At 40.0% G+C, this 14,052-nt stretch carries 9 protein-coding genes; 1 reads left to right on the top strand and 8 read right to left on the bottom strand.

All coding sequences use genetic code 11. The features are described from left to right. The first annotated feature begins 168 nt into the window (after positions 1-168). On the top strand, positions 169-2,571 hold the full coding sequence (locus D7I46_RS00805; RefSeq protein WP_120773248.1) for a BspA family leucine-rich repeat surface protein: 2,403 nt from the start codon (positions 169-171) through the stop codon (positions 2,569-2,571). A 148-nt stretch (positions 2,572-2,719) separates the two neighbouring features. Here the strand turns inward: D7I46_RS00805 and D7I46_RS00800 are convergent, their stop codons facing one another. The 8 genes from D7I46_RS00800 to D7I46_RS00765 form a co-directional block, all read right to left on the bottom strand. After that, positions 2,720-4,474, bottom strand: coding sequence for an ABC transporter ATP-binding protein (locus D7I46_RS00800; RefSeq protein ID WP_120773247.1), 1,755 nt, complete (start codon positions 4,472-4,474; stop codon positions 2,720-2,722). A gap of 181 nt (positions 4,475-4,655) precedes the next feature. Beyond that, positions 4,656-5,333, bottom strand: coding sequence for an SGNH/GDSL hydrolase family protein (locus D7I46_RS00795; protein WP_120771139.1), 678 nt, complete (start codon positions 5,331-5,333; stop codon positions 4,656-4,658). Beyond that, positions 5,330-5,821: a flavodoxin domain-containing protein gene (locus D7I46_RS00790; RefSeq protein ID WP_162930784.1), complete on the bottom strand. Its 492-nt coding sequence runs from the start codon at positions 5,819-5,821 to the stop codon at positions 5,330-5,332. The genes D7I46_RS00795 and D7I46_RS00790 overlap by 4 nt, the downstream gene beginning before the upstream one ends. Before the next feature lie 75 nt (positions 5,822-5,896). Next, a complete protein-coding gene (locus D7I46_RS00785; protein ID WP_120771137.1) occupies positions 5,897-6,820 on the bottom strand; it encodes a MarR family winged helix-turn-helix transcriptional regulator in 924 nt (307 codons plus the stop codon). 695 nt (positions 6,821-7,515) lie between these two features. After that, positions 7,516-9,237: a thiol reductant ABC exporter subunit CydC gene (cydC, locus tag D7I46_RS00780; protein ID WP_120771136.1), complete on the bottom strand. Its 1,722-nt coding sequence runs from the start codon at positions 9,235-9,237 to the stop codon at positions 7,516-7,518. Next, on the bottom strand, positions 9,227-11,047 hold the full coding sequence (cydD, locus tag D7I46_RS00775) for a thiol reductant ABC exporter subunit CydD (protein ID WP_120771135.1): 1,821 nt from the start codon (positions 11,045-11,047) through the stop codon (positions 9,227-9,229). Before cydD ends, cydC begins: the two co-directional genes overlap by 11 nt. A 410-nt stretch (positions 11,048-11,457) precedes the next feature. Beyond that, positions 11,458-12,453 carry a cytochrome d ubiquinol oxidase subunit II gene (gene cydB, locus D7I46_RS00770; protein ID WP_120771134.1) on the bottom strand — a complete coding sequence of 332 codons (996 nt, stop codon included), beginning with the start codon at positions 12,451-12,453 and terminating at the stop codon, positions 11,458-11,460. Beyond that, positions 12,453-13,940, bottom strand: coding sequence for a cytochrome ubiquinol oxidase subunit I (locus D7I46_RS00765; protein WP_120771133.1), 1,488 nt, complete (start codon positions 13,938-13,940; stop codon positions 12,453-12,455). Before D7I46_RS00765 ends, cydB begins: the two co-directional genes overlap by 1 nt. Positions 13,941-14,052: the final 112 nt, after the last annotated feature.

Raw genomic sequence — 14,052 nt, 5'->3', positions numbered from 1 at the left:
TACCAAAAAAATGAGAAATGGCAAACTCAAATTCTAACTTTTTTCTTATTATAGTCTAACTTAGTCTCTCAAAAATCCCTCTTTTTTTCCCATATCATTTTGAATTATGAAAAAAAAAAAATAAAATAATAAGAGTAATATTAAAAAACTATTCACAAGGAGAAACAAATGTCTAAACACAAAAAGAAACTTCGCAAACTTGGTATCAGCACTGCCACAGCAGCGTTACTTCTCAGTACCCTTGCCCCTTCAGCGAGTACATTCGCCGAAGTACTCTCAGGCACCCCTTCCGTTTCTACGGAACAAATATTAGAAAAAGATGAAAAGACTGAAATTTCTGATGCTGTAGCGTCCCCTGAAATCATTGACGAAGGCGAAACAAATGAGACAGTTGCTCTTGAAAAACAAGATGAACTTAGCCTACCTGAAGACGAGGGCGCACCATTAGCTCCAGAAACTGCTATGACGTTAGAATCTCCCACCGATATCACACCATTAACAAGCGGAACATTCTACGGAGTGGAGTACACCTACGAAGATGGGGTCTTGACTTTTGAGGGAGGAACGTTCGAAACTGGAGCTCAGATTCATTTACTTACTATTGGTAGCATTAAAAAAATCGTCTTCACAGACCATGTCACTGCCGCCGTAAATTCCCAAGGACTTTTTAGCTCCTTGTATGATTTGGAGGAAATAGAAAGGTTAGACTTCTTAAACACTTCATATGTAACAAATATGGAGAGTATGTTTGCTCATACAACACATCTATCCGCTCTTGATCTAAGTGGTTTTCAAACGAGTAATGTGACAACTATGGCACGTATGTTCTACTATTCAGGGATCTCTTCTCTCAATCTTGGCGAACATTTCAACACTGCTAAGGTAACGGATATGAGTTCGATGTTCAGTAATATAACTTCTCTCGCTACACTCAACCTCGGCGGACATTTTAACACCGCCAATGTAGAAGATATGCAATATATGTTCCATAATTCAGGGATAACTTCACTCGATCTTGGAAACCACTTTAACCCTATCGAGGTAAAAAATATGGAAGGTATGTTTTCTAACTTGCCCATAACTTCACTTGATTTGGGAAATTCCTTTCATACGGAGAGCGTGACTGATATGCGTTGGATGTTTTCTAACACGCCTTCTCTTACTTCGCTTAATCTCGGGAGTCATTTTAATACAGCCGAGGTGACAGATATGGCATATATGTTTAATGGCACAGGTCTAATTTCACTCAATCTCGGAAACCACTTTAATACAGCCAAGGTGACAGATATGTCGACTATGTTCCATAATACAACTTCTCTTACTTCACTTGATCTCGGTGAATATTTCAACACTGCTCTGGTCACAAACATGGACTATATGTTTTATAGCACAGCTCTGACTTCACTTGACCTAGGCAAAGAGTTTAATACCGCTAATGTAACAACTATGATGAGAATGTTCGCCAATACAACTGACCTCACTTCGCTCAATCTTGGCGGACATTTCAACACCGCCAAAGTCATAAACATGGAAGGGATGTTCAACAACTCAGCCGTTACTTCACTTGACCTTAGTAGTTTTGATATTCTCTCCGCAGCAGATAGAACTGAGATGTTGGCTGATACAGCCTCACTACAAACCCTTACTCTTGGTCAGCACACCAACCTTTCTGGCGCTGGACTTGATGAGATTACAGGTACGATGTGGCAACATACTGATGGCACGACACAGCTTTCTGCTAGTCTGATGGCAAACTCTGCTGCAACAGATACCGTCACTGGCACTTGGACACGTGTCTCACGTTTTGAAGCAAGTCCGGAGAACTTTGCACTCGACCTCGCAAGCACACTACCTGAAGTTGGACAAGCGACCCTTGAACATCTCCGCCTTCTTGACCTGCACACAGGGACAACAGTCACAACCCTTGATACCAGTGCTATCCAGACTCAACTGATGGATTTACTTGATACTGGAGAGACAGGACAAAAGCTTATCAAAGGAAAGATTACAGATACGGATACAGGATTGACTCATGAAGTTTCATTTACTGTCTTTCTGACTAATGGCGATACTGCAATAGCTGTTGGAGATTTGTTTGTCTCTTTCAACCATTTTGAAACTAACTTCACTGGTCGTCTAGGGATTGGCATTGAAAATCTTCTTGCTGCTGGGAATTTCATGGTCACACGGATTTCTACTCTTGATGATGTCGTACCAAAAAGTGATGTGATTAACTTTAATACAGAACATGTATCAGCATTGACCGATGGTGATACTATCGGTGAGCACCTCATTGGTTTTACCGTAACTGATCCTGTTGCTCCTTCTCTACTAGCAAATCGTGATGATATACTCGAAAACCATGACGGTATACTTGGGGTAACAGTCATGGACGACCGAGTATCAAATGAAAACGGAAATAACGATAATGGTAATATTATCACAGGTGGGGTAGATGTCTCTGTACCAAAGAATCTTCCTTCTACAGGAGATTCAAAGACTGGGTTAACGGCTTTAGGATTGACTCTCTCTAGTTTGACTGGACTTTTGCTCCTTAAACGCAAAAGATAAAATCGTATGATTTTAAATAAGCAATTCTCAATCTATATAAAAAGCTACCGATAAATCGGTAGCTCTAATGTGGAAAAACTCGTCAAATTGATGACAAGTTTTTCCACACTCTAAAATCATATGGAGAATCTCCATATGATTTTTAATTTCATTCTCCAACTGTGAGTTGCTCCGCTACATATTTTGCATAAAGCGGATGGCTTTCGACAAGTTCTGCGTGTTTCCCTGAGCCAGTCACTTCTCCTTTTTCGATGAAGTAGATTTTGTCTGCATCGACAATCGTTGAAAGCCTATGGGCGATAACGAGTGTTGTACGACCTTTCATCAAGCTATCCAGCGCACGTTGCACCATTGCTTCAGACTCTGAGTCGAGGCTGGCTGTGGCTTCGTCCAGCATGAGAATTTTTGGATTTCTGAGGAAGGCACGCGCAATGGCAATCCGCTGACGTTGTCCACCAGAAATTTTCACACCACGCTCACCCACTTTGGTATTGAGCTGGTCAGGCATATTTTCGACAAATTTGCGAGCATAAGCAAGCTCTAGGACTTGCCACAACTCATCATCTGTGAACTCGCCATCAAGTCCATAAGTCAGATTTTCACGGATCGTGCCTGCCATAATGGCGCTATCTTGCGACACAAACCCAATTTGACTGCGCCAGTTTTCTAGCGAAATATCATCAATAGGCTGATGACCAATCACTATCTCTCCTGCTGTCGGTTGATAAAAACGTTCGAGAAGAGAGAAAATCGTTGATTTTCCACCGCCTGAAGGACCTGCAAAGGCGATAATCGAGTTAGGTTTCGCTTCAAAGCTAATATCATGCAGAATTTCTTCTGAATCATCATAAGAAAAATGAACGTGGCGTGCTGAGAGCGTTTTGCCTTCTAAATCAACGCTTTCTCCGTGGTAGAGTACTTCTTGATTTTCATCGAGCAACTCGGTCAAACGAGCTGTTGAGCCCGAAGCTTTCGCAAGCTCTGTGAAGAAAGTGGCAACTGTTGGCACCGCACCAATCAAATTCATCAAGTACATCATCATACCAAGAAGCGTTCCAAGGCTCATGACGCCGGTAGAAATGAGATAAATCCCATAAGCAAGCAATCCAAAAATCATCAACATCATGGATAACATCATGACAGGTGACATCAATCCGTCAAAAATGGCTTCTTTGACACCTATTTTGTAGAGGGCATTGACATCGTGTTCTGCTTTTTCAGAAGCTTGCTTTTCGGCATTTGACGACTTGACGAGGCGAATTTCTGACAAGCTTTCACTGGCTATGCCTTGAAAATTTGCCAAAGAATCTTGTCTTGTTCGACCAATTTTTTGACCAAAGGTCATAATCGGAAACATAATCAGCATCACGACAGGGACAGCGATAATCATGGCTAAGGTCAGACGCCATTGCATCTGAAGCATGAAAACAATCGACCCGACCAACAACAAAATGGACGTGAAAGCTTGGGGAATGCTGTTTGCGATTAGATTTTTGACTTGCGTGGTATCGTTCGCCAGTCGAGAGCTCATCTCTCCTGTTTTGACTTCGTCAAAATATTTTACGGGAAGATGAATCATTTTGTCCCAGACACGTGTCCTGAGATTTTTCACGACTGATTCTCCAAAAATTCCGAGGACAATCGCTGCAATCGCTGAAATGAGCGCTGAGATGATATAAAGCGCGATGACAATCGCCACTTTCCCTCCATTTACACCATGTGAAAAACTATTCACGAGCGGTTGCACCATTTTGGGGACTTGCAGTTGGATTAACGTACCGACAATCCCTGCTAAAATGCCGATGATAAAGAAGAGATAGCGTGGCTTTGCAGCACGAATCAATCTGATGAAATGTTTAGTGGACGTTTTGTCAACCGCTTTTTTCTCGATGCGGCTACCCAATGAACCTCTTTCCATTTTTTGTTTACTCCATTTTCTAATATTGTTTAACATCTAAAAATGCTTTTTAGATGTTAAAGTTTGCGTGTCACGCAAACCATCTCTTGCGCAAGTGCAAGGCAGTATATTTGCAGTTCAACTACCAAATGTGCGAGCACATTTAGAGGTGAACGAGTATAATGTTTTATGCTTTGATATAAGACTCAAGATTTTTTAGGACGATTTCATAGCCTGCTGGCAGCAGATGTGCACCGTCAAAGGTCAGCTCTTTTTTGAGATTTCCGTTATCATCTGCGAGATTTCCGTTGACATTGATGAAGTGAAAATCATGTTTTTCAGCAAGTTTTGCGATTTTATCACTGGCGGCTTGAAAAGCTTGATTGCTCCGCGTGGCAAAAAGTGTCTGCTCATCCTCATCGTCACTGCCAAAATCAACCGTATTTATCGGATAATAGCGCATGACATAGACCTCACAATCAGGTAATTTTTCAGCGATTTGACTGAGTATTTCATCGTAATTGGCGAGAAATTCGGCTTCTGGAACTTGAAATCCGATATCGTTTGTGCCGATATTGATGAAAATTTTACTCGGTGCAAGATCAAAAATCTGTGTGTCAATATGTGCCAACAAGAAAGCTGTCGTCGTCGCGCGCACGGCACGGTTGTAGATGTATTTACCAAAACTGACTTTGCCAGCAGTTTCCCATTGTTCAATCGGGAGAATCTCCATGAGGGAGCTACCGACAAAGAGGATTTGACCTTTTAGCGCAGTCTTGTTAGCTTTGGCGTAGCTTGCGAGCAGATTGTTTTGGAAGGCTTCAAGTTGTGGGTTGAGCGTGAGAGATTTTGTTTGTTCGGTCATTTTTTTACTTCCTTTTCCTTGAGTATTTTGGCAAAGTCCAAAAGTGCTTCTAATCGAAGCGCAATCGGGTGTTTTTTGCTTTCCAGCTTTACCATAGCTTTGGCGACTAGCCGATCATGCCAGCCAAAGCTTGTGAGGTCATTGACTTCGCCTCCGAATTGCTGCATCGCAAACGCCCTTTGGCGCAAAGACTCAGGGATTTCATGAGCGATGACTTTGTCAAAAGTATCTTCCTCCACCATCGTGACAAAGACGGCAAATTGTTTTTCTTGCAGACTTTTCTCGTTGTCCTTGATAAAATACTTGACGGACGGCTCAAGTTTATGACTATACACAGGACTGCCAACGACAATGAGGTCAAAGTTTTCTGGACTGACCTGCTTTTCATTGAGATTGGCAAGTGTCGCTGTCGTACATTCTTTTGCAAGTTGCTTCGCGCATCTTTCAGTCACGCCCGTTTTTCCAGCGTAGGCAATGAGAATTTTCATCGTGTTTCCTTTTTCTTTATCGAAGTAAGTGGGAGTTAAAACTCCCATTGAATAAATCTTGACTTCATTTTAGTCTTAAAAATCATCCCAGTTTTCTGGTCCCTTTGGTTCTTTATTTTTGTCTTTGCCAAAGCCTGGTTGACTGCGGAAATCTTCACGTTTGTGGTCAAAATAACCATGACCATCATCAAATCCGTGACCGTCCCATCCCTCACGATCACCAAATCGGTTTTTCATTTCATTTGAAAAGCTTTCCCAGTGTTCATTGAAATCAGCATCGTCACTACCGCCAAAGTTTTTACGGAAGCTATCTTTCATCATCCTGCCAAGATTTTTCCAATCTTCACCAAATGGCATTGAATCACGCATTGCACGGCGCATATCATTATTTGCGCGTTTCATATCACGTCCTTGGCGTTGCATTTCACGTTGCCAATTTTGCATTTCACGACGCATATGATTTCCGAATACATGACGGTCATGAGCGTTCTGTAGGTTTTCCACTAGTGGATCACCAAACATCCGTGCCATCCTTTGATAATCTTTTTCATCTTTTGGATTATTGTTTGCAACGAGCTTTTCCATCAGGTCTAAGAGTTGAACTTGCTCTTCATCTGTCAAACTACCAAAAATATTTTCTGATAAGTCATCGTGAAATTCTGCACGTTCTTCTTTAGCTGCACGACCTTTATCAGTTAGAAAAACGCGACTCACACGTTTGTCATTTTCATCTTGGTGGCGCTCAACCATTTCTGCTTCTTCAAGTTGTTTAACCTGGGCAGTCACACTTGAAGGCTTGATGTCAAGGAGTTCAGCGATTTCAGCATTGGTAAGACCATCTTTATTCCATAATTCGACAAGTAATCCTTGGGCACCGTTACGATTACCGCGATTTTTCATTTGATTAGAAATTTTATCTGCGCGCAAGGCAAATAAAACATTAGGATTACGTAAAAGTTTTGAGAAAAGATGTAATAAGTTATTTGTTTTTTCAGACATAATTAAATTCTCCTTTAAGATTTTTGTGTCATTATCAGTTGTTCTGTAATTAGAGTGTTCTGGTGCACTTTTTGTGCCAGAACAAGTGCGAAGTATCATACCGTTGATACTTTTTACAATGGTTTAACTACAGTGTTGTGAGTTGTTCATCGAAGGCGAATGCTAAGAGTTCGTTAGGTCTCTCGATAAGCCGTATGAGCATTTTGAATTTTTGTATTAATCTTTTAATCATCATTTGCTCTCCTTTAAAAGTATGAATCCAATGCTCTGAAAGATTATATTGAATAGACGAACTTTAACCTAGCAAGTGCTTGCTCATCCCCTTTCCTCTAAGAGTCGAGAATAAACAGCGTAGTAAAGCGAGATGTGACCCCATATCTTTGATGTGAGGTTGTACCCTAACATTGATGAGTGAGAAAGAATCCCCCATCAATGAAGTAATCACTTCAAATAGCACGATGTCTATCCGTTCTAAGTTGCTAAATCAATAAGACGAAGTTCTTAGTTAGCCTGCTTTTTGTAAATTCAATATCATAATCTTTGATTTTGCGTTAATCAGAGAGGAAGTGGATTTCTTAATTAGTTAGTTTATTATTTATTTACCTAACAAAAAAGATTATAATTTATTTATTTAGTTTTGTCAACAATAAAACTAAATAAATTAAAAAAATCAGCCATTAGGCTGATTTTTCATTTTATTCATTTCCTAAATCCAACTGATAAAGTTGTTTAAAGGTTTCGTTGGATTCCAATAATATTGCTGGTTTACCATCGAATTTTATCTTTCCTTTTTCAAGGAAAACTACTCTATCCATGTGATGCACTCCAAGTAAATGGTGCGTAATGAAAATGATAGATTTATCCCGAAGTCTTTCAAAAAATAGACTTAACAGCTGATTCTCTGTAATTGGGTCAAGAGATACTGTTGGTTCATCAAGAATAACCATTTCTACGTCTGACAGTAGGATTCTTGCTAATGCTAGACGTTGACGCTCACCTCCTGAAAATCGTGTTCCTGCTTCATCTACTGGTTCTAATAGACCTTTAGGTAGACTTTCAACCATTTTACGAAGCCCGACAAGTTCAAGTGCTTCCCAAATTTCTTCATCGGTAGCATCAAGTTTTGCTAATGTCAGATTGGAACGCAGACTGGTAGCAAAAAGATAGGGTGATTGATTAATAACGCCTATTTTAGCTTCAACATTTTTTGCTTTATGAGGTTCAATCCCTCCGAAACGAATCGTTCCAGTTTGAGGAACTAAATCACCTCTGACTAGGCTCGCAAGGGTTGATTTACCAACACCCGAACGTCCTAAAATAGCGATATGTTCTCCTTTTTCAACTTCAAGACTAAAGTGATCAAATATTTTTTGATTTTCTTCAAAACCAAATTGGATATTTTGAATAGATAAGTCAACACTTGAAATTTCGACATCTCTCTTTTCTTCTACTGCGTCTGGAAGTTCATTAAGACGTTTGACAGAGTCACCATAGCGCTGTGTTTCTACAATAGCATCAGATAGAGGGGAAAAAGCATCAAATAACGGAAAAGCCGCAAGACTGACAGCAGCAATATAATTCGGAGCATCCCCCGTATTCAAACTCCCTGATGCCCAAAAAACAAGGTAAATGACCAAGGCGCTATAAACAACTTGTAACACAAGATTTCGTCTACGACCAAAGGCAAGTAATTTTGCTTGTATTTTGCGTGCAGAAGACTCTGATTCTAAATACGAAGTCATGAAATCTTTTTTTCGTCCTGAGAGTACCCAATCTTGCAGACCAAGGATATCATCTGTCAAATGTGAGAAAAGTTGATTGCGATACCGTTTGAGTTCTTCGTCTAACTTGACTGTAAACTTGAATGAGAGATAGGGCAGAACAACGATTAAAACTCCCAAGAATAAGGCAAGTCCCAGTGCCAGAAGAATGGAGAAAAAGCCGCTCGCAATCACTAAGGCAACCGATAAGGTTCCTGCAATCAAAACAGGAAAAAGTGTCCGCAAGAATAAATCTTGCAAATTACCAATATCTTCGTTTAAGATACCAAGTAAGTCACCAAGTTGATAGCGCTCAGAGAGATTGACCGCTGTTTTTTCAAGTCTGAGGTAAAGTTTTTTACGCAACAAGCTCGTAATTCGTAAAATCCAGTTGTGTGAGGTCAAACGTTCAACATAGTGCACAACGGGCCGTCCAATTCCGAAGATACGTACAAATAGTACTGGAACGTAAATCATCAGAATATTTTCAGGTTTTGTGGCTGATTTTGAAATGACATAACCTGATGTAAACATCAATAGTCCTGCCATAGATACTGTCGCTGTACCAAGAAAAATCGCTAAGATAAAGCCACTACGGTATTTCTTTAGAAATGGAGAAATCCAATCATTTCTGAATAAAATGTCTTTAAATTTCATCAGTATTATTCTCCGTTTCTTTTGTCAGTAAGCTGACAGCGCTGTCAGGTGCTTTTTTTACTGACAGATTTTCTGTCAGTGCTGATGGTAATGTTTTTAGATCGCTTCCACGCATTTCTGTCAGTAATTTTTGGTAATAAGGATTAGTTTTTGAAAGTTCTTCGTGGGTGCCGATACCTTCTACTTTTCCTTCATTGAGGACAATAACCAAATCCATTGATGACAGCCAATGCAGGCGGTGTGTTGCTAGGAAAACAAGTTTATGATCAAATAGTGGTAAAATATTTGTCTTGATTTCCAGCTCAGTTTCAATGTCAAGATGAGCTGTAGGTTCGTCTAAGAGCAAAATATTTCTTGATTGGCTCAAGAATGCCCTTGTCAGTGCGACACGTTGTGCTTGACCGCCAGAAATAGTACGCCCTCCTGAACCAATTTTCCCATCAAGACCTATTGATTTTACAAGCGCTGTCAATCCTGCAAGCTCTGCTGCTGCAAATATTTCTTCATCAGTTGCTGACGGCTCATAAAAGGCTAAATTTTCTCGCAATGTTCCTGAGAAAATGTAAGTGTTTTGCGGGATAAACTGGACGGATTCGCGATATTTTCCGTCAGTGAGTGTTGTCAGCGTTTGCTCATTGAGCTGTATTTTTCCTGATGTCGGTGCAAGAAATCCCGCCAACATGGAGAGCAGAGTGGATTTTCCTGAGCCAGAGCTACCAACAAGGGCAACTTTTTTAAAGCCTGAAAGTGAGAATGATACATTTTCTACACCTCGCCCTGTTTCATAAGTTTTTGACAAGTCTGCAATAGTAAGTTTGGAGTCCTCCGTCCACCTGACAGGTTCTGTCAGTACTGACAGCGTTTCTTCTTCTACTGACAGCATTTGATTGACTGCTTCAAGGGCATTTTTCCCATTGAGCGTGGCATGGTAATCACTCGCGAAGTCGCGCAAAGGTAAGAAATATTCTGGTGCCATAATCAAAGTTGCTAAAGCTGGGAACAGCAAAATATGACCATCCATAAGTCGTAAACCAAGAAAAAGTGCCACTGTTGCTACCGACAAGCTAGAGAAAAAATCAAGCGCAAAAGTCGATAACATTGCCATTCGCAATGCTCCCATCGTTTCACGGCGAAATTCTTCTGACGTACGGTAAATTGAACCAGCGTACTCTTTTGATAACCCAAAATACTTCAGAGTGGAAATTCCACGCAATGAATCAAGAAAATGGTTAGACAAAAATTGAAAAGTTTTATATTGACGGTTTGCTCGTCCTTGTGCAGCATAACCCAACAAAATCATGAAAATAATGGCAAATGGAAATGTGATGATAAGCACCAAACCACTCTCCCAGTCCAAAAATAAAACGGGAATCAAAATTAGAATGGGCACAATCATCATGTTTAACACTTTTGAGAGCACTAACTTGATATAGTTCTCAACTTGGTCAATCCCCGTAATTACCGTTGTCGCACTTGAACCCGAACCCAAATCTGCCACACTTGAAGGACCTAAACGGAAAAATTTTTCCAACATATCACTGCGAAGCTTTGTTGCTAAATGGTAAGCAAGACCATCTAACGCTTTTGAACGTATAAAATTAATGAATTCACGACTCAAAAAGCAGGCTAAAAATCCCAATATCATTGGGACTGCCATCATAAAGTTTTGTCCTTGCCAAAGTTTTGTAATTGCTTCTGCCATAAATAATGCCTGACCGCAAATTACTGTTGCCTGTAAAACTGCTAGAATTCCCAAAACAGGGAGCATCTTACGCACTCCAGGCAAGTTAAAAAGAGATTTATCAATCATATTCTAGTTACTGAAGTTTTTTATTACTGACAAGAGCTGAAACTCTTGATTCAATGCTCAATCTTGATTACATTGAACGGACAGAAATCCTGTCAGAAAATAAATATTTTTACTTACAGTTTTTTCTCCTGAAATCTACATTTTTTGATACTTCTTGTGAAATAACTTCTCTGATTTTTTTGTCAGTATACTGACAAAAAGTATCATCAAATTATTATAACAATTTACAACATGATATGAAAATAACTGGCTTAACCAGTTATTTTAAGATATGAACTCACTTGTCCCTGAAGTCTTTCTCACTTTGCTACACTGTCGATTTTGCTAAGTTGCTGAAGCAACAAGCACAAATCGCAAGCACCAAAATGTCAAAACTCTAGGACAGCTTTCTGAAATCAATTTTCAGTTTGTTATTTTTTGATTCTCTTTCTGAAGACATAGTAAGTCCATCCAATATAAACAAGAACAAAAGGTAAGATACACAAAGTCACAATCGTCATTGCTGTCAAAGTATAACCTGTTGAGCTTGCATTTTTAATCAAAATGCTATGTGCAGGGTTTGTTGCAATCATCACTCGTGGGAAAATTCCTTGAAAAATCAAGGCAACTAATGCAACAAAAGTCAAACCTGAAGCAATAAATGCTGTCATTTCTTTTTTGGCACGTACAGCCAAATGAGCAACAACTGTTAGCACAACGATAGCTACCAAGAGTACCAATGTCCCGACAAAATGTTTTTCAAAGAAATCTGTAAAAATGGCAAGCAATACAGCAAAGACGACTTCACCCGCATAAAGTACAAAGTACAAAATATTAGCTACTTTAGCACTACGAGCACGTAAATCTCCTTCGGTCTTCAAAGCAAGATAATTTAGTCCATGAAGCCAAGCAAGTAAAAGCACAGCGACACCACCAACTACTGAGAGTGGATTCACATAAGTTGTAAATGTTGCAGATACATTTCCATGCGCATCCATAGGAACGCCTTGAATCATACTTGTAAACATCAAGCCAAAAAGGAATGGAATAGCAAAACTTGCTACACCAAGTGTTTTTGTCCAAAACATTTTCCCTTTTTCAGAATGAGCATGGTGGCGGAACTCAAAAGTTACTCCACGGAAAATCAATCCAACCAAAATCAAAAATAGGACAAGGTAGAAACCTGAAAACAGTGAGGCATACCAATAAGGGAATGACGCAAACATTGCACCACCAGCCGTCAAAAGCCATACTTCATTCAAATCCCAAACTGGTCCAATAGAACCAATCGTTTGCTCGATTTCACGTTTATCTTTTGCTATTGTAATTGCGCTCATCCCTACGCCATAGTCGAAGCCTTCAAGGAAGAAAAATCCGCTAAAAAGTACACCAACAATGATAAACCAGAAAAGTTGTAATCCTGTCATTATTTATTAGCCTCCTTGTCTTCATTTTCTTTTGAAGTTTCCTCTTCATCTTGCGTGTCATGCACGCTGAAAGATTCTTTATTAAACGGATCTAACTCAACATAAGCTGTTTCTGCACCTTCTGTTCCTTTTCTCATACGCTGAACAGTAAAGTAAATCATTACACTTCCAAGGAAGCAGAAGAGTAGGAAATAAACAGAGTTTGAGAAAATTAGTGAACCAACAGAAACATTTGGAGATACTGAGTCACGAATCGTGAACAAACCATAAACTGTCCAAGGATAACGACCAAGCTCTGTAACTAGCCAACCTGATGTGATTGCGATAAATGGCGCATAAAGGAACCACCCATAGATGTGCAACCAAGGACGATTTTCATAGAGCCACGGTTTTTTCTTCCGTGTCCAGAAAAGTCCCAAAGCTGACAACAGAATCATTAGCATTGAGATACCAGCCATAATACGGAAAGTCCAGAAAAGTGCGTTGATTGGCGGAACAAAGTTACCATGCAACTCCTTGGCAGCTTCGGGATATTTTTCTGCCAATTTTTTGTTAAGCTCTTGAACACCTTGAATTGGAGGGTTCTTGCTTGATGGAGAATGATAAGTCAATATTGATAGCATATAAGGGACATGGATACCAAAAATTTCTTCCTTATCTGCTTGATTATAAAATCCGACCATTGCCCATTCTGCTGGGTTTTCAGTGGTTGTCATTACTCCTTCTGCCGCAGCAAATTTCATCGGTTGAGAATTTTTAACCTCAATCATTTGTTGGTCACCAGCAACAAAATTACCTACTGATGCTATCAAAGCCACAAGGAGACCTAAGCGTAAAACAGGCTTGAACATATCCACTTCTCTATTTTTGAGAATTTGGAAACAAGCAATACCCGCAGTAATAAATCCACCTGTCAATAGAAATCCTGTTGTGACATGGGCGAATTCTAAGATAGTCTGAGGATTGGTCAGCAAAGCGCTAAAGCTAATCAGTGTTGCACGTCCACCTCTTACGGCATAACCGACTGGATTTTGCATCCAAGAGTTCGCTGCAAGAATCCACAGAGATGAAAGGAAAGTTCCGACAAACACAATCCACAGTGTAGCATTGTGCAATTTCTTGCCTAACTTATCCCAGCCAAACATCCAAACTCCAAGGAAGGTTGACTCCATAAAGAATGCGAGAAGTGCTTCAACTGCAAGTGGTGCTCCAAAAATATCTCCGACATAACGAGAATATTCAGACCAGTTCATACCGAACTGGAATTCTTGGATAATCCCTGTCACAACCCCAACGGCAAAAGACAAGAGCATAATTGACCCAAAGAATTTTGTTCGTTTTTTCCATTTTTCATCGCCAGTCTTGACATAGATTGTTTCCATGAGTGCTGTCATGAAAACTGTCCCTACTGAGAGAGGCACAAAGAAAAAGTGGAAAATCGTCGTCATCGCGAACTGAAAGCGCGCGAGATTTTCAATGGTAAACATAATACCTCCATTTTTACTTGCTGAGATGTCTGTCAGTGCTGACAGAACTCTATTACGAGAAAGCTTTAAGATTGCAATATCATAATGAGCAATTAACTTTCATTCATGATAG

Origin of the sequence: Lactococcus allomyrinae (assembly GCF_003627095.1) — a bacterium.
Lineage (GTDB): Bacteria > Bacillota > Bacilli > Lactobacillales > Streptococcaceae > Lactococcus > Lactococcus allomyrinae.
Note: the sequence above shows the minus strand (reverse complement) of the source record. Positions and strands in the feature narration are given on the sequence as shown.

What these genes read in the sequence shown, in the direction of transcription:
- cydD (WP_120771135.1), bottom strand. Translation starts at nt 11,047, where the DNA reads ATGATTGATAAATCTCTTTTTAACTTGCCTGGAGTGCGTAAGATGCTC.
- D7I46_RS00765 (WP_120771133.1), bottom strand. Translation starts at nt 13,940, where the DNA reads ATGTTTACCATTGAAAATCTCGCGCGCTTTCAGTTCGCGATGACGACG.
- D7I46_RS00795 (WP_120771139.1), bottom strand. Translation starts at nt 5,333, where the DNA reads ATGACCGAACAAACAAAATCTCTCACGCTCAACCCACAACTTGAAGCC.
- D7I46_RS00805 (WP_120773248.1), top strand. Translation starts at nt 169, where the DNA reads ATGTCTAAACACAAAAAGAAACTTCGCAAACTTGGTATCAGCACTGCC.
- cydC (WP_120771136.1), bottom strand. Translation starts at nt 9,237, where the DNA reads ATGAAATTTAAAGACATTTTATTCAGAAATGATTGGATTTCTCCATTT.
- D7I46_RS00785 (WP_120771137.1), bottom strand. Translation starts at nt 6,820, where the DNA reads ATGTCTGAAAAAACAAATAACTTATTACATCTTTTCTCAAAACTTTTA.
- D7I46_RS00790 (WP_162930784.1), bottom strand. Translation starts at nt 5,821, where the DNA reads ATGAAAATTCTCATTGCCTACGCTGGAAAAACGGGCGTGACTGAAAGA.
- cydB (WP_120771134.1), bottom strand. Translation starts at nt 12,453, where the DNA reads ATGACAGGATTACAACTTTTCTGGTTTATCATTGTTGGTGTACTTTTT.